Genomic DNA, 15979 nt, shown 5'->3' with positions numbered 1-15979 from the left:
ATAATATGACAACGACACCAACGATTAAGTTAAATGATGGTAACGAGATTCCCGCGATTGGATTTGGTGTTTTCCAAATTCCTAGCGACGGGTCCACTTACAAGGCTGTAACGGAAGCGCTCAAGGATGGTTACCGCCACATCGATACAGCCGTGGCCTACTTTAATGAGGCCGAAGTCGGTCAGGCTATCAAGGATAGTGGCATTCCTCGCGACCAGATTTTGGTCACCAGCAAGCTTTGGCTCCAAGACTTCGGGTACGAACCAGCCAAGAAGGCCATCGATTTATCCCTGAAGAAGTTGGGCCTGGACTATTTAGACCTTTACTTGATTCATCAACCCTATGGTGACGTGGTCGGCGCTTGGCGAGCCATGGAAGAAGCCCAACAGGCGGGCAAGATTCGCGCGATTGGGGTCTCCAACATGACGCCTAAAATCTGGAACCACTTTGTGCCCGACTTTACGGTCATGCCAGCCGTTAACCAGGTTGAATTCAACCCGCTGTTCCAGCAACACGCCATCCGTGAAATCATGGCGGCTGACGATGTGAAGCTGGAAGCCTGGGCACCCTTAGGTCAAGGGAACCAAGCCTTGTTGACCAACCCAGTGATTGCCAAATTGGCTGAAAAATACCACAAGGATGCGGGGCAAGTTATCCTCCGGTTTGAAAACCAACTGGGCGTCATTGTTTTGCCTAAGTCGGTGCACGCCGACCGAATCAAGAGTAATTTGGACATCTTTGACTTCACCTTAACGGCTGATGAAATGAAGCAGCTGGAAGCCCTGGATACCGGCAAGGGGTCGCATGATCCCGATGCCCCAGGCGTTGAACAGATGTTAGCGGCTTACGATGTGCACGCCGATGATTAATAACTGATGAAAGGGAACTGACCGCGAATGGGTCGGTTCCTTTTTGGCTTTCAGGGGAAATTAAGCACGTGCTTCACCAGAATGGCGGGCGGGGCGTCACAAAGTTTGTTATAATTGGCTTCATTGTGACGTGAACGACCTGGAGGAAAAATGACAGAGAAAGAGTTTCATTTAAAAATACCCGCAGAAATCAGCAACCAACTGCATTTGAAGGAAGATACGCCCGTCAAATTGGTGGTCAAGCGGGACCGGCTGGTGGTGCAACTCAACGAACCCCGGCAACAATTATTTCAGAATCGGGTACTGCTGTGGCCGGTGTTGACGGCGTTAGTGGTCAGTCTGGCGTTCTATATTTTCTTACGGATTCAAGGGATTCACACGGTAAAACTAGTGGGCAACTACTCGTTAGCGACGATGATCATTCTGCTGGGGGTTAGCATGGGAACCCTCTTGTTCGCCGGCTTCTTTATTCGCGACCGCAAGAACCCCCACACGCATTTTAGCCAAAACATTTACTGGCGAAACTTTCCGGTCATCGTGTTGTCTTTTGCCCTGATTCTGGGATTGGTCCTGACCGGAAGCATGTGGCTGTTGGGCGTGCTATTCAAGGGGGCGAGCTTCGGTCGGGTGACGGCCAGCCTGATTCTGTTTGCTTTTGGCGTGGTGACCAATGCGGTGATGATCTACTTCGCCCTGGTGGTGGACGCCGGCGTGTTGTCGACCGTGCTGATTCTGGTGATTATTAGCGGCGTGGTCATTGCCATGGCCGTGAACAACCAGAAATACTGGTGGCAACATAACCTGAGTTTCCTAGGGACCAATGGGGCGGCGAGCGGTTGGCAGTTCAACGCGACGCTGATCTTCTCAGCGCTACTGATGATTGCGTTGATCGATTACCTCTTCGTTCGGCTGCATGAGGTCTTTCCCAAGTCGCGGCAGCTGCTGGTGTTACGCACACTGTTGACGCTAACGGCACTGGATTTGGGGATGGTCGGGGTTTTCCCGAACAATGCGAATTCGCATGCGCTTCACGACCAAGTCGCCGTGTTGTTGGTGTACTTTATCATTGCGCTTATCGTGGGTGTGCGCTGGCTCTTGCCAGATATCACCAAGGATTTCTTGTACCTGTCGGACGGTGTCGGCGTGGCCCTGGTGGTTGCGGCGTTGCTGTTTCAGGTGTTTGGCTACTTCTCCCTGACTGCATTTGAAATGATGGCGTTCGTCCTGGCCTTTGGGTGGCTGTTAATGCTGCTGGACCGAATTGAAGCGTTGATTGATGTGGGAACCGAGGGTGTCTTAGAACGTGAAAAGAACGAAAAAATTGGTTAATGCCTGTTGGGGCGTTAACCAATTTTTTGATACGATATATGATTGCTAGCCAATTGGGCATGGCTGGTTAGGGAATGCTGTTAATGTGTAATTCAAACGATTATTCTGGTAATAGGAGGGATTTTAATGGTAATAAAACGAAAGGTTCTAGTCATCATTAGCGTTATTGTAGCATTTGTTTTGTTGGGAGTGCCGACTAGTGCTAGTGCATCTTCTAAGACAGTACCAGCAAAGTTTCGTGGCACATTCTATCGATATTCTGGCCATAAAAAGTGGGACACACTGATTATCAGAAAGCATAGTGCTCAGATTTCTGGACCAGATTATGGAAAAAAACCATTTAAGGCAAAGGCTAATGCCAAGGCCAATAATCATAAGCTAGCATTTAAGACATTTGGACGGTATAAAGGGCAAATCCTTTTTACCTTGAACAGTAAGTTAAAAGATAGTTCTAGCAGCATGTTTCCAGAAAATGATTTTAGTCTAGCGACTCGTAAGATTAAACATAAGCGGTATAAGGTTGTGCGAGGATTCCAAAGCGGTTACTGGTTTGATTTCATTAAAGGCCACAAGATAACTCATCGCTACTCTGGCTTAGCTAACGGCAAATATTAACGTTCGAGGGATTGGTTCGTAAAAGAATCAGTCCCTTTTGTTTACCGATGATTCAAAACCGTCATCTTCGTGGGCATCGACCGGACTTTCTTCATGGCGTGATCGGCGTTTAGTCTTTTGATAACTTTAGCCAAGGTCGTGGTGGCCGTCTGATCCTTATGAAACGAGTGGACAATCATGCTGTCGTAGGTGACCTTGTCGCCGCTGAGAGAAAACCAGTTGGGCGCCAGGTTCTTTTCCGCGGACGTGATGTTCATGTCCGACCAGACCAGGTAGCGCGTCGGGTGTTTCTTGGCAAAGTGTTCGACCTGCCAACCGGCTTGAAAGTCGTTGACCTCTTGCCACCGCTGAAGCTTGGTGTCCTTGATGGCGTAGTAGATCAGGCAACTGTAAGTGAGCTTGGGACTGGCCTTCAACTCAGCTAGGGTGAGCGGTGGCGTGGTATGTTTGACCGCCTTCTTAGTCGACTGGGAGTTAGCTGTGGGGGCGGTCGAAGGGCTGTGGTGGGTCCAAACCAGGCCACCGACAAGTAACAATAAGGCGACGGCACCGGCGGTAATTAGCCATTTTTTCAAAATCATCATTCTTTCGTAGAGTAGCGTTTGGTTCCCAGTGTACGGGAATTAGGCGCGGATGACAAATTTGGACAAGAAAAAACGACCGAACGGGTTTAGACGTTCGGTCGCAACTTAAAATTTAGTTTAGTACCAGTGGTGATGTTGCCAGAAGGACTTTGCTTTCGTCCAAGAACCGTAACGACCAGCAACGTACTTGTTGGCAGTCTTTTCTTGGTTGACGGCGGATAAGTCACCGTGCAGGTAAGACTTCAGTAATTGGTAACGACCATAACAGTTACCGTTACGTGCACGGTAGCTGAAGCGGGATTCGCGGAAGGCAATCCAGTTCTTGGCGGCCTTTTGCTTCTTGGACAGGCCGGAGTTGATTTGGGCGATTTGCTTCTTTTGATTAGCAGACAGTGTAGCGGCTTCAGCGGTCACACTAGGTTCTGAAGTGAAGCTAGTGGCAACATTGGCGATCATGCCGAATGAGAAGCCGAAAATTAATAAGATTGAAGCTAATTTGATTTTAAATTTAGTCATATTTTTTTAAACACTCTTCCTCGTTTGTTAATCTCTACCCTGTAGGATACGCGATAAATGTTGCAATCGTGTTACTACGCAATTAAAAGGGCGTCACAAGCGAGTAAAGTTATATGACGTAAACCTTGGATACATAGGGGTTACGATACCCCCTCAACCTAGATGGCTCTAAGTATGTAACCGAATTTATACAAATGTTTCAATAGTGAATAGGAAGACTTATTAGCAGCCAATAAAATCTACCGGATTAATCCGAAATAGCCAATGACGATGATTCCGAGGATAATTCGGTACCAGCCGAAGGGCTTGAAGTCGTTATTTTTAATGTAGCTTAGGAGAAATTTGATCGACAGGTAGGCCACGATATAGGAGACGATGACCCCGGTCAGGAGAACGATCACTTGGCTGTAAGTGAAAGTATTGCCGTGAATGAAGTATTTGAGAACCTTCAATGAGGAGGCGCCAAACATGGTCGGAATCGCTAGGAAAAAGGAAAATTCGGTGGCCACGTAACGGGAGGCGCCAATCAAGATGGCCCCCAGAATGGTGGCGCCTGAGCGGGAGGTGCCGGGCACCATGGCCAGCACCTGGAAGAGGCCAATGCTAATGGCTAAGGTCAGCGGCAACTGGTTCAAGTCAGTAAACCGGGGCGTCTTGGCCCGATTGTAATTTTCAATGAGGATGAACAAAATGCCGTACAAGACTAAGGTTGTGGCGATGACTTGCCAGCTAGTCAGGTGGGCATCCATCCAATCGTTTAATGGGAGGCCAATGATGACCGAGGGTAGGACGGCGATGATGACCTTGACCCAGAGCGTCCAGGTCTGGTGACGCGCCAATTGGTTTTTACTGCGCGCCCAGGGATTCAGTTTATTAAAGTAGAGAACCAGGACGGCCAGAATGGCACCTAGTTGGATGACGACCATTAACATGTTAATGAAGGCGGTGGGCTCGTCTAATTTAATAAATTCATCGGCGAGGTAGAGGTGACCGGTAGAACTGATTGGCAGGAACTCCGTGACCCCTTCAATGATACCGAGAATAATGGCTTTAATAATATCTAACACAAGAAGACTCCTTTTATGTAGAAGAATAGTAATTTCTAGTTTACGGGAGTCGTGTAAAACTCTGATGATGGTTCAGTAAAAGATTGGTAAATGAAAAAGGCCCACAACCAATTAACGTTGTGAACCGCAAGTTTAATTATTTTCCGAAGCCAGGCCCCGTAGCGCCGTGACCTTGCGAAAGGCAAAGACCGACCCCAGGAAGAAGCAGGCCGCCAGCGTGGCCGCGATGGGCAGGGTGTGGAACATATTTGCCGGTAAGACCAACGCTAGCAACGGGAACGCGTAGGCTGCCGGTAGCTTGATGCGTAACAGTTGCAGCAGGACAAAGACCAGTGGCAGCGCAAGCAGCGTGGTTAAGAGCCAGGAGGCCAAGACCAGGTGAATCATAACGCCCAGAGTGGCGGCGCCGGCCAGGGCAATGATCTGTTTGATAGCGAGCTTGCCGGGATAGGTTGGCATCTGGGACACCTCGAAAAAGACGACCAGTACCGGCGGAATCCCCGCCATTTGTGGAAAACCGGCTAGCCAGACCGCTGCGACCCAGACGGAAGCCACCAACGTGAAGCCTAACATGTGGGACACGTGGAGTGGTTGGCCCGCTGGCTTGCCGCGGTAGTGGCCCTGCAACAGGACGCCCACGGTCAGTGACAACGTGAAGACCAGGATGGCTACGATAAATGACCAGTGCGTGGCGTTGATGATGATGGGCAACAGGCCGGTCGCGAAGGACGGCGCCAGGGTTGAGCGCAAAACGCTAAGTAACAGTAAGATGAGCAATAGCGTTAGATAGACCTTTTCGGCGTAGGTGATGCCTAGTTGGTTGACCAGAAAGCCAATTACGGCGGTGCCGGATGGGGCGAGGAAAATCTTAAATGGCTGCGCGATCCAACTACTATTGTGGTAGATCCAAGTGCCGGCCGTTAATGCGCCAATCTCGGGTAGGATGATCTCGTAGTCGCCGAGCAGGGTGGCAATGGAGACCAGCGACAGGACAAAAGCGAATCCTATCAGGTAATCCCGGACTTCAAGTTTAGACAATGACATGGTGCAGGGGTCCTCCTTAAGCAGTTGATTTATATACAAATAGAATTTTCGAATAGTTGTTTTTGATTATAGCACGTTATTCGTATATTTTCAGGTCCGACGAGGCGTGAAACCGCTGTCATTGCAGGATTCTAGGGAGTTAATTGCCGGTTTAATAGCGACTAGGGCAATGCTTTTTCATTTTTGTGACAAATTCAAGAAAGCCAGACAGGTGATTTTCACTGCTTAGAAGTCGGTGTTCACCTGATAACGGCAAAGCGAAATAGTTTGTTATTTAAAATACCTTACGATTTAAACGATTTTAGTGTATAATAAAAACCATTGAATATGTTCGACAGAAATTGCTTTCAAAGTAAATCGAAGGAGTGAGCAGACATGCGGTTAACCCAATGGGGCCTAGGACTAGTAGGGTTTATTGTGGCGATGGGAATCGGTGCCAATGGGGTGGCACACGCTGACGCGGATCTAGACAATGCGTTAAACACGGCGCCCCAAGGCATCAAGATTCAAGATGCTAGCGACAGCAGTGCCAACATTTTTACGCCCGGGACGGCTTGGAGCAAACAGAAATTCAATCAGTCCAAGGTGGTTGACGTTCCCGAGAGTGCTGGGGTCTCCGGAACCCAAGCGGTCGAGGTGACGAATGGTTCTGGCCAATCTGGCGCCATTTGGTCCACGGACAACAATCCCTTTCCGCTGAATTCGAAGCATGTGCAGGAAACGGCGTCGATGTGGATGTACTTTGGCAACAAGCAGAGTGCCGGGACTGCGGGCGAGGGGATGGCCTTCGTCTTGCAGAATGACAGCAATGGGCTAGCGGCGACGACCAAGTATCAGTCATCACTGATAGGCGGGCCCGTTATTCAGGGCGAGAGTTTAGGTGTTTGGGGGGCGAGTTACTTCACCAATACCACGCCTGACACGATAGCAAAATCAGCCATTCAGCACAGTTGGGCGATGGAGTTTGATACAGAAACTAATAAGACACCTAGCAGTGCCCTAGATTACAGTAATTCGTTCGATAATGTTGCGAGTGTTTCTGGCGCACACATTGCCTGGAATTATCCCAGTGATACCAAGACGTATGTTTCTGACCCAGCTATTTCAGCCCCATATATGTTACATCGGGGAACCGTGAACAATCTAAGTCTATCCGATGGTAAATGGCACCACCTCACCCTGACGTGGGACGGGTACAGCAAGATGAATTATGTGATTGATGACAAGGATCCCCAGACCGGTGAGAAGTTGAAGGGTCAGGGCGCCGACTTCAGTTTGGACCCCGGCGGCCTGGTGGGTGGGGGCAATGACCCGACCACTATCACGACCACGGACTCCGGCGAAACCCGCTGGGGCTTTACCGGGACGACGGATTCGTCTAAGTGGGAAAATAATTTGGTGATTTTTGAACAGATTCCCGGGCTGGTCAACGCAACGGCGAAAAGCACCCTGAACGATGTCACGACCGGCAAAGACGTTGCCAGCGGGGACAAGGTCAAGTCGGACGACAAGGTTAAATTGACCTACAACCTGGGGTACGTCGATGGCCGGCAGGACTGGAAGAACATTGTGGCTAAGCTCAGCCTGCCACGTGACCTGACGTTTAATCAGGCAATCGTCAGCTACGGCGACAGCAAGGTAGCGACCCTGACCGGGGACAACTTAGCCAGTCAGCTGGCCAAGTACACGTTGCCGCAAGACTTGAGTAATTCAAATAAAGAAGCTAGCATTACGCTACTGGGGACGGCCGATGATGTGACCAAGGAAACGACCGTGCCCGCCACGACCAGTAATTTTGACGGCACGAATAACATTTTGAGTACCGATACGGTGCCGTTTACCCTGACGCCGAACCGCTTGATCTCAATCCACAAGCTCAGCGGCGACCCGGTCAACGTGCAGCCCAACCAGGACACTAAGGTGACTGGGACGGTGGTGATGGACAATATTCCCGACGACTACGATTACCGAAACGTTACCGTGACGGGGACCCTCAACGGTAAAACGCTGATGACCCAACCGGATGACGAAGGCGAGTTTAACTTCACGATTCCCGCTGCCGACCTGGTGTCGGGCAGTAATTCACTGGTGGTGAAGGCAAGCGACGAGGAAGGCAACAGCTCCGACGCCGCCACCTGGACGCTAAACATGGGGGTGCTCCAGTTGGCCAACGTTTCCGATCAGGCGAAATTCACCACCAAACTGACCGGTTCGGCGCAAGCGGTTGAGCCGGATGCGGGGTGGACCATTAACGTGATCGACACCCGCGGCACTGGGAGTGCGTGGACCTTGCAGGCAAACGCTACGGCCCAAGCGACCACGCCGGATGGCCAACTCTCGGGGAATCTGGTTTATAAACGCCAGAATGGCACCGAGGTCACGCTGAATCAGACGCCGCAGACCGTGATGACCCATACCAATACGGCGACGGATACGGGCACGACGGACGTGACCAGTAGTTGGGGCCAAAAGGCCGGGATGCAGGCGCAGATCAACAGTGATGCCATTGTGGGCGACTATACGATTGTCGTCGGCTGGCAGCTGATCGATGGCGTTTCCTAATTTTAATAAATAACGCAAGAGGCTGGTGAGTTTGCCAGCCTTTTTGTTCGGCTTGGGGTATACTAAAAAGAGCAATCAAACCATCAGGAGGCACAACATGATAGCATTAAAATCACAACGGGAAATTGCGGGGATGCAAGCGGCTGGCGACATTCTGGTCGGCCTCTTCCATGAGCTGGAAGACTACATCAAGCCCGGTATTACCACCTGGGACATCGACCACTTTTCCTACGAATACATCGTCGGTCACGGCGCCACCCCGGGGGAGCTCAACTTTGAGGGCTACAAGTACTCGACCTGTGTCAGCGTCAACGACATGATCTGCCACGGTTGCCCCAGCAAGGATATTCTGGTTCACGAGGGCGACTTGATCAAAATGGACACGGTCATCGACTACGACGGCTACCTGAGCGATGCCTGCCACGCGTTTGTCGTGGGCAAGCCATCCGCCGAGGTTGAAAAGTTAATGGACGTGACGCTGAAGGCTTTGTACAAGGGCATCGACCAGGCCGTTGTCGGCAACCGTATCGGCGACATTGGCTTTGCCATTCAGGACTACGCGGAAAACCAATTAGGTTACGGCGTGGTACGCGATTACATCGGCCACGGCATTGGACCGACCATGCACGAAGACCCAGACGTGCCGCACTATGGGCGTCCGGGCCATGGCACCCGGCTGAAGGCGGGGATGACCATCACCATCGAACCCATGATCAACGTGGGGAGCGAGGAATGCAGCGCGCCCGCCGATGATGGCTGGACCATCCGCACGGTCGATGGTAGCCTGAGTTGTCAGTACGAGCACACCATCGTGATCACGGATGACGGTCCGAAGATTTTGACCTCGTTTGACCATGAGCTGGATGCGAAATATTTATTGAAGTAAGCGAAAGGACCGATTCCTGTTGAGGAGTCGGTCCTTTTTTAGAATTCACTATCCAGCAATGTGACAGGGATAAAGGGAATTTCATCAGCACAGTCGAGATGTTCCCGAATAAATTCGGGGTCGGTGAATGGATTGGGACTAATGCGTAAAAATATCGGCGAGTCCTGATTACCTGGGATTGCCTTAAAGACAAAGTTAGTGAGCTTGAAAGGGAGCGGTAGGCTTGTGAAAGTTTGAGGTTCGCATTTGAAATGTACTTTTAGCATGAGCGAGTCTTCCTCCTATTAGCATAAGAATAACGGTCTACCGTTGGATAAGCAATGATAATCTCTTCAAAAAAAGTGCCGCAACGAGGCGACACCTTGGAACCATCTTTGAGATTAAACAGCCGTATACCCACCATCAACGGTGAATTCGGACCCGGTCACGTAGTTGGATTCATCCGAACCCAAGTAGACACAGATTTCACCAATGTCCTGGGGCTGACCGACACGCTTCATCGGGATGGCCGCGGAGACCTGTGCCACCTGGTCGTTAGGGCCACTGGTCATTGGCGTGTTGATCACGCCGGGATGGACGGAGTTGACGCGGATGTTGTAGCCCTTGGTCGTGGCGTCGATGGCGGCGGCCTTGGTCAGCATGCGGGTGCCCCCCTTGGAAGCGGAGTAGGACGAAATCAGGGGGCTGGCGACCATGCCGGCAATGGAAGAAATGTCGATGATTGAGCCGCCGTGGGCCTTCATCGCCTTAATGGCGTGCTTCATCCCCAGAAAGTTCCCAGTCAAATTGATGTCAATGACCCGTTGCCATTCGCTGAGCGTGATCTCATCAAGTGGCTTCATTTCGGGCAAAATTCCTGCACAGTTGACCAGAATATCCAGCTGGCCATACTTGGTCGTGATGTCGCCGATAATGGCCTGCCAGGCGTCCTCACTGGTGACGTCCTGCTTCACAAAGGTTGCCTGGTCGTTAGCCTGAACCAAGTCCTTTTCGGCAGCGCTTTCATTCAAATCCGTCAAAATAATCCGCGCCCCTTCACGCAGGTAACATGTCGCAATGCCAATCCCAATGCCACCGGCACCCCCGGTGATCAACGCGGTTTTGTTTTGTAAACGATCCGTCATACCCAAGACCTCCTAAAATTTTAGAGCTTAGGTTAATGTTATCACAATGGGTGGGACGCACGTAATAACTGACCGCCTATGATTGGCAGTAAATTCACGATATGATAACCTCATCAAATAAATTGGTGAGGTTTTTATTTATTAAAGACTAAGCAGAAAACTTGCGATTTTAATCGCAGGATGAATACCAGAACTTAATAATCTTTTTTGAAACATACGTTCCCCAAAAGAACTAAAAATGGTATACTTAACCCAATCTACAGGGGAGGTATCCATTGGTTAAACTAGGGCGAACAATTAAGCTGAGACTCTATCCAGACACGAATCAGGCAGAACAATTTTCAGCAATGAGTCAAGAGTATCAACGATTAGCTAATATTGTTAGTCAATGGATCTTTGACCATGAATTTCAGTTAAGCTGGTTAAAAATCAATCACCAACTGTACAAAATGTTTCGGCAAGAATCCTCACTTAACAGTCAGATGGTCCAATCTGTTTTTCGGACAGTAGTAGCTCGCTACAAAACTGTTCAGGAACAAATGAAGCAACACCCTTACCGTTACCAGAACGAGGAAAAGAAGTGGGTTCAAGTTCCTAGAGACCTGAACTGGTTGGTGAACCCCATCCAGTTTCGACGACCACAAGCAGATCTGGTTCGCCAGAGTAATTACTCTTTTGTCGACAAGATGCAACAGATCTCAATAACGACTCTAGGTAAACGAACTAAGTTGGGGTTCACTGATAAAGGATTCGAGAAATACTTCACCGACGACTGGAAGCTGGGTACCGCTAAGCTGGTCCACACCCAGGGTAAGTGGTTTTTGCATATTGGTATCACGAAGGAAACTAGTGATTTCAATCCCAAGGATAGCCCTCAAATTGTGGGTATTGACCGTGGTCTGCGTTTTCTAGCGACTATCTTTGATAATGAAGGCAAGGTACTATTTTTTGATGGTCAAAAAATCTTACTTAAACGAAAGAAGTTCCTGGAGATTCGTCGACAACTACAAAGTAAAGGTACTAAATCTGCCAAGAAAAAGTTGAAACGGCTAGCGCAACGAGAGAACTGCTGGATAACTGATGTGAATCATCGGCTAGCTAAGACACTCGTTGCACGATACGGTTCGCATACACTCTTTGTTTTGGAAGACTTAACCAACGTGACATTCAACACCGATGATCTGCCTAAGCCCTTACGAAACAGCCATCGTTCCTGGTCTTTCTTCCAGCTAGAATCATTCTTAACGTACAAGGCTCAGGCTGTTCAAAGTACCGTTGTGAAGGTGAACCCAGCATTCACTTCGCAGAGATGTCCGAAGTGTGGCCTAGTTGAGAAGACCAATCGTCATCACGAGACTCACGAGTACTGGTGTCAACAGTGCCAGTATCGTTGTAACGATGACCGCTTGGGAGCCATGAATATTGAGATGCTCGGCCGAGATTGGTTGAACGGTATCAAGCACCCAAAGATTAAGAAACTAACGACTGTTGGGTAGATCCTGATAGTTAAACGGGTAGCCGTCAATTACCCGATGATGTTGCCACTACGAGTAGGAGTGTCTTAACAGGACATGTTGGACTACTGTGTCGCAAGACACGTGAGCGACAAGCCTCTGAATTTATTCAGGGGCAATTGACGTCGGGTACATCTTTGCCTACATAGCAATCAGCATGATCGTTCCATATGCCGTTAAGAGATATAAGGAACAAAAAAAGCTCTAAATTCGCCTTTAAAAAATATTCCCCAAGTGCCGGCATTCGAGAAAAAAACTGAGTTAGCAGCTTATTTACTATGAAATTTTACACAGCGACCGGCTGGCCGCCGTGAATTAAACCCGACAGCCGCTTAAGGCATGGAAATAAGATAGTCCCCCAAAAATCGAGGAAGGGCTACCTTATTTTTAGTCTGTATTTCAATACGGTCAGTTATTAGGTGCTTACGACGCACGTAAGCCAACCGTCAAAAAACGCGTGACCACAGCCGAATAGGGCTAGGGTCACGCGTTTAGTGTGTAAAATTAGTTACGTTTGCGCCGGAAACCCAGTGCACCGGCCAAGCCCAGCAGGAGGACGCCGAGTTGGGCGGTCCAGGTAGCGGTCTGGTCATTGGTTTGCGGCAACGTGGTAGTGGCGTTGGTGCCGTCAGCCAGTTGGTTTTGCTGGTTCTTTTGGTTGGCGTTGTTAGCGTTGGCGTTACGATCAGCATCCTCACGTGCAGTCGTTCGTTCAGCGGCTAACTGGTCGGCTTGGGCCTGGGTTAACACGGTTGCCGGATTGGCCTGGCCGTTCTGATTTTCTAAAGCCGCTGCAGCTTCACCACCGGAAAGGGGTGCGTTGTTGAAGGTAACGCCCGTCTGAATGCCTGGGGTGTACTGTGGCTCACCGATGGCTCTGATTGGCGGATCCTTGATGGCGACCCCCTTGGCAGTCACTGGTTTCGCAGGACGAACCGTCTTCGCTGGCTTCGTCGTTTTGGCTGGATTAGTTGGTTTGACAGGTGTCGTCGGTGTGGTTGGCGTTTCACCGTTGTCCGGCGTGGATGCGCCGCCAGTGGTTGGGGCGGGGGCAATGGTCAACGTGACGGGGTCAGAGACGACATCCAGTTTTGTAGTTGGGTCGGTATAGTGGTAGACGACGGTGTAGGTGCCAGGCTTGGTCGAAGAATCAATCGTGACAGGATTTCCATCTTTATCCTTGACAGTTACCGTTAAGGATTTATCAGTTAAGGCATCGGCCGGTTTGACGTTAGTACCATTAGCAGCTGTAATGCTAGTGACGTTAGCAGTCGGATTCCAGGCGCTACCAGCAGTCAGTGAAATTGTTGGTTGCGCAATTGTGAGGGCCGCTTTGTTTGGGGCAACAGTTACAGTTGATCTGGTTGTGCTCGTCGTTGTATTTCCTTGAGCGTCTAAATAGCTGTAGCTGATGTAGTAAGTGCCAGGTGTTTTCAGGGATTCTTCATCGGCTGGTTTGTTGTTGGCGTCAGTAATAGTGTAGGTCAAAGAACCGAGAGTCGGTGTTAGGCCATGGATAGCATCATCAACAGCTAACGCGCTGCCATCAGGTGAAAGGCCGGTTAATGTATCCGCGGGGTCCCAACTTTGACCAGCAATTAGTGTCCCATCTTTAGGGGTGAGAGTCGTCTGAATGTTTTTTAGGGTGACCGTGTAGATGTTCCCGGGTACACCTATTGTTGGGTCGGAAACTTCCAAAGAGGTAGGCATAAGTGTCGCCTCTTGAGTGGTAGTTCCTGGATTGTCACTTGTGGTAGATGTAAGTGTTGATATACCCCAGTAATTTTTACTTAGAGGAGTAGAAGTTGTATTAGTAACAGTGAAACTGGTGTTATCTGAAGTGATACTGTTAGACAAACTATCCAGGTTAGAAACAGTATCAATCATGCCTGTTCTTTGATAGGTGGAACCATCTTGATTATTGACAGTAATCTTTTTAAGTAGAGTCCCAGCAGCATTCATCACGTTGTAGGTATCGGTTACGGGGACGTGTACGTAGGTCAGGGTATGAGCCCAACGAGCAGTACTTCCATCCAAATTTGGTATCTCACCTAACATATATACGTCTGGTGCATTGGCGATGAGATTGCTTGTTGGAATTAAGGTGTAGCCGAATTGGCCCTTGTATAGCGAGCTAAAGCTGTTGGTTCCTGCAAATAAAATATCATATTCTTTAGCAGACGCAATGTATTGGTCCATAGTTGGGGTAGTAACATTAGGTACGGGTGCGTTAATTTGAACGGCTGGTAAGGGTCCGTTGGCAGAGCTTCCGGTGGAAATGGGCAATTGTAAGGCAGGCTGATAATGCTGAGCTGGAGCGGTACTGGGAATTGTGACGATTTTTGCCCCGTCGTTGGGTCTGAAGTAATAAACTTGTCGGCTGGTACCGTCAGTAGTGAGCCCCAAATCAAAGGCAGTAATACTTTGGATGTCGAAAACGTTTTGCTGGGCACCGGTAGAATCTGGTAGCGTAAAATGTTGTAAGGCTGTTACGTATGCATCAGCAGCCGTTTGAAATTCAGTGAGGTTACCAGAAATTGTTTGGGGTAAAATGACGTAGAATCCATATAATTGAATTCGCAAATCATAAGGCTGAATAATTGTGTTTCCTTTGGACGTAGTATAGTTTGTGACGACGTAAGGATAGACATTGGCTGAAGCCTTTGCGTTGTATAAAACATATTCACCAGTTGCGGTGATATAGAGATTGTTGACAAAAGGTACAGCTGAAAGCGTAGGTGCAGTCGGCTTAACCCCGGTGGTTGTATCTGTCATTGTTTCGGCTACAGGAGAAACGGCTGTATGTTTCAGCGACTTTGGAGCAAGACGCAACTTCATTAATGAGTCAACAGACTTCTTCACAGTTAAGCCACTGGAAGCCAGTACAGCAGAGGTCTTGACTGTTTGTGCTGGAATCCTTGAGACATTTGTATTAGTTGTTGAGTCAGCTGGTACGCTGTTATCGTTACTGGTATTTAAAGATTGCGTGGTTGACTGAGTGTTGAGCGCACCTGTAGCAGTAGAGTTTGTGGAAGATTCAGTGTCTGATTTCTCTGTACTGTTATTTGAATCAGTTGTTTCAGAATTGGTTGAGGCCGGCTCGCTGGTTCCTTTATCAGATGAATCAGTTCCCTTACTAGTTGCGGGAGTGGTCGTTTCATCGACGTCGCTAGTCTTGGTGTCATCGGTGTCGGACTTAGTAGTTGAAGAATCCGTTGATTTCGGAAGGACAACAGCCTTGCTATCGGTAGAACTCGTTTCCGATTCAACTGAGCTGTCCGTTGCGTCTGAATTAGTGGTCGCGGCCGTATCTGCCTGAGCAGAGTTGGTGACCGCCAAACTAGCCACCAAAGATACCGTGGCCAGTGTACCAACTAGCCAGAATTTACCAGCCTTGTAAAGCTTGTAATGGACCTTGGTCGTGGTCGGTGTGTGTGCTTGTTTCATAAGAGTCTGCTCCTATCCTACACATTGGCCGTGGCAGGGGATGTCAGAAGCAGATCCGAAAAAACGGACGCGGTCGTGTGTTTCATTGATAATTTAATAATAACATAAAACAGTTATAGTAAATGGTAGTTAATCGTCGAAAACGATTATCCTCGTTGCCGGTTTAGCTGTCGTCAAAATAATGGACTGAAAATTCACTGATAGCCGTCGTGACGCGAAAATTTGTAGTTATTTGCGACCTTTGTGTGACCCTTTTCACTTTAAGCAAAAATGCTTGAAAGGGGGCTGAAAAGTCAATGGACTGTGACTTCTCAGATTTTAAAAAAAGTAACGAAAATGATAGTGACACTGATTATAAAAATTGTAATCAGACGTCTACAAGACCTTTACAGCATTCATATCAAAAATCTACAGTAGCTTGT

At 49.0% G+C, this 15979-nt stretch carries 13 protein-coding genes; 6 read left to right on the top strand and 7 right to left on the bottom strand.

What is annotated here, in order from left to right; translation table 11 throughout:
* Positions 1-5: 5 nt before the first annotated feature.
* The 3 genes from EKM84_RS03455 to EKM84_RS03445 all read left to right on the top strand — a co-directional run bounded on the left by EKM84_RS03455 (position 6) and on the right by EKM84_RS03445 (position 2813).
* Positions 6-869: an aldo/keto reductase gene (locus tag EKM84_RS03455; RefSeq protein ID WP_125763693.1), complete on the top strand. Its 864-nt coding sequence runs from the start codon at positions 6-8 to the stop codon at positions 867-869.
* A gap of 150 nt (positions 870-1019) precedes the next feature.
* The gene (locus EKM84_RS03450) at positions 1020-2198 is read left to right on the top strand and encodes an AbrB/MazE/SpoVT family DNA-binding domain-containing protein (RefSeq protein ID WP_125763691.1); all 1179 of its coding nucleotides are present in this window, start codon (positions 1020-1022) and stop codon (positions 2196-2198) included.
* Positions 2199-2324: 126 nt separating this feature from the next.
* Positions 2325-2813 carry a hypothetical protein gene (locus EKM84_RS03445; protein WP_125763689.1) on the top strand — a complete coding sequence of 163 codons (489 nt, stop codon included), beginning with the start codon at positions 2325-2327 and terminating at the stop codon, positions 2811-2813.
* 41 nt (positions 2814-2854) lie between these two features.
* Here the strand turns inward: EKM84_RS03445 and EKM84_RS03440 are convergent, their stop codons facing one another.
* The 4 genes from EKM84_RS03440 to EKM84_RS03425 all read right to left on the bottom strand — a co-directional run bounded on the left by EKM84_RS03440 (position 2855) and on the right by EKM84_RS03425 (position 6024).
* Positions 2855-3388 (bottom strand): hypothetical protein, encoded by a 534-nt coding sequence (locus EKM84_RS03440; protein ID WP_125763687.1) that lies wholly within the window; start codon positions 3386-3388, stop codon positions 2855-2857.
* A gap of 126 nt (positions 3389-3514) precedes the next feature.
* Complete coding sequence (locus EKM84_RS03435) at positions 3515-3913, bottom strand: aggregation-promoting factor C-terminal-like domain-containing protein (protein ID WP_125763685.1); 399 nt, start codon at positions 3911-3913, stop codon at positions 3515-3517.
* Between the two features lie 239 nt (positions 3914-4152).
* On the bottom strand, positions 4153-4980 hold the full coding sequence (locus tag EKM84_RS03430; protein WP_125763683.1) for an undecaprenyl-diphosphate phosphatase: 828 nt from the start codon (positions 4978-4980) through the stop codon (positions 4153-4155).
* A 132-nt stretch (positions 4981-5112) separates the two neighbouring features.
* Positions 5113-6024, bottom strand: a complete 912-nt coding sequence (locus EKM84_RS03425; protein ID WP_125763681.1) for a hypothetical protein — start codon at positions 6022-6024, stop codon at positions 5113-5115.
* A gap of 375 nt (positions 6025-6399) precedes the next feature.
* On the opposite strand from EKM84_RS03425, the gene EKM84_RS03420 reads away from it, so the two are divergent.
* Together EKM84_RS03420 and map are read left to right on the top strand one after the other, a co-directional pair.
* Positions 6400-8586, top strand: coding sequence for a hypothetical protein (locus EKM84_RS03420; RefSeq protein WP_125763679.1), 2187 nt, complete (start codon positions 6400-6402; stop codon positions 8584-8586).
* Positions 8587-8683: 97 nt separating this feature from the next.
* Positions 8684-9472 carry a type I methionyl aminopeptidase gene (map, locus tag EKM84_RS03415; RefSeq protein WP_125763677.1) on the top strand — a complete coding sequence of 263 codons (789 nt, stop codon included), beginning with the start codon at positions 8684-8686 and terminating at the stop codon, positions 9470-9472.
* A gap of 38 nt (positions 9473-9510) precedes the next feature.
* Here map and EKM84_RS03410 read toward each other — a convergent pair whose 3' ends face one another.
* Together EKM84_RS03410 and EKM84_RS03405 are read right to left on the bottom strand one after the other, a co-directional pair.
* Positions 9511-9738, bottom strand: coding sequence for a hypothetical protein (locus tag EKM84_RS03410; protein WP_125763675.1), 228 nt, complete (start codon positions 9736-9738; stop codon positions 9511-9513).
* Positions 9739-9852: 114 nt separating this feature from the next.
* Positions 9853-10596, bottom strand: coding sequence for a glucose 1-dehydrogenase (locus tag EKM84_RS03405; protein ID WP_125763673.1), 744 nt, complete (start codon positions 10594-10596; stop codon positions 9853-9855).
* A 275-nt stretch (positions 10597-10871) separates the two neighbouring features.
* Here EKM84_RS03405 and EKM84_RS03400 point away from each other — a divergent pair, with 275 nt between their 5' ends.
* Positions 10872-12092: an RNA-guided endonuclease InsQ/TnpB family protein gene (locus EKM84_RS03400; protein WP_125763671.1), complete on the top strand. Its 1221-nt coding sequence runs from the start codon at positions 10872-10874 to the stop codon at positions 12090-12092.
* A gap of 522 nt (positions 12093-12614) precedes the next feature.
* On the opposite strand, the gene EKM84_RS03395 is transcribed toward EKM84_RS03400, so the two are convergent.
* On the bottom strand, positions 12615-15557 hold the full coding sequence (locus EKM84_RS03395) for a KxYKxGKxW signal peptide domain-containing protein (RefSeq protein WP_125763669.1): 2943 nt from the start codon (positions 15555-15557) through the stop codon (positions 12615-12617).
* Between the last annotated feature and the right edge of the window lie 422 nt (positions 15558-15979).

Source organism: Levilactobacillus mulengensis (assembly GCF_003946045.1).
In the GTDB taxonomy this organism is placed as follows: domain Bacteria; phylum Bacillota; class Bacilli; order Lactobacillales; family Lactobacillaceae; genus Levilactobacillus; species Levilactobacillus mulengensis.
This window is presented reverse-complemented; position numbering and strand designations above follow the sequence as displayed.

What these genes read in the sequence shown, in the direction of transcription:
- EKM84_RS03455 (WP_125763693.1), top strand. Translation starts at nt 6, where the DNA reads ATGACAACGACACCAACGATTAAGTTAAATGATGGTAACGAGATTCCC.
- EKM84_RS03450 (WP_125763691.1), top strand. Translation starts at nt 1,020, where the DNA reads ATGACAGAGAAAGAGTTTCATTTAAAAATACCCGCAGAAATCAGCAAC.
- EKM84_RS03445 (WP_125763689.1), top strand. Translation starts at nt 2,325, where the DNA reads ATGGTAATAAAACGAAAGGTTCTAGTCATCATTAGCGTTATTGTAGCA.
- EKM84_RS03435 (WP_125763685.1), bottom strand. Translation starts at nt 3,913, where the DNA reads ATGACTAAATTTAAAATCAAATTAGCTTCAATCTTATTAATTTTCGGC.
- EKM84_RS03425 (WP_125763681.1), bottom strand. Translation starts at nt 6,024, where the DNA reads ATGTCATTGTCTAAACTTGAAGTCCGGGATTACCTGATAGGATTCGCT.
- EKM84_RS03420 (WP_125763679.1), top strand. Translation starts at nt 6,400, where the DNA reads ATGCGGTTAACCCAATGGGGCCTAGGACTAGTAGGGTTTATTGTGGCG.
- map (WP_125763677.1), top strand. Translation starts at nt 8,684, where the DNA reads ATGATAGCATTAAAATCACAACGGGAAATTGCGGGGATGCAAGCGGCT.
- EKM84_RS03410 (WP_125763675.1), bottom strand. Translation starts at nt 9,738, where the DNA reads ATGCTAAAAGTACATTTCAAATGCGAACCTCAAACTTTCACAAGCCTA.
- EKM84_RS03405 (WP_125763673.1), bottom strand. Translation starts at nt 10,596, where the DNA reads ATGACGGATCGTTTACAAAACAAAACCGCGTTGATCACCGGGGGTGCC.
- EKM84_RS03395 (WP_125763669.1), bottom strand. Translation starts at nt 15,557, where the DNA reads ATGAAACAAGCACACACACCGACCACGACCAAGGTCCATTACAAGCTT.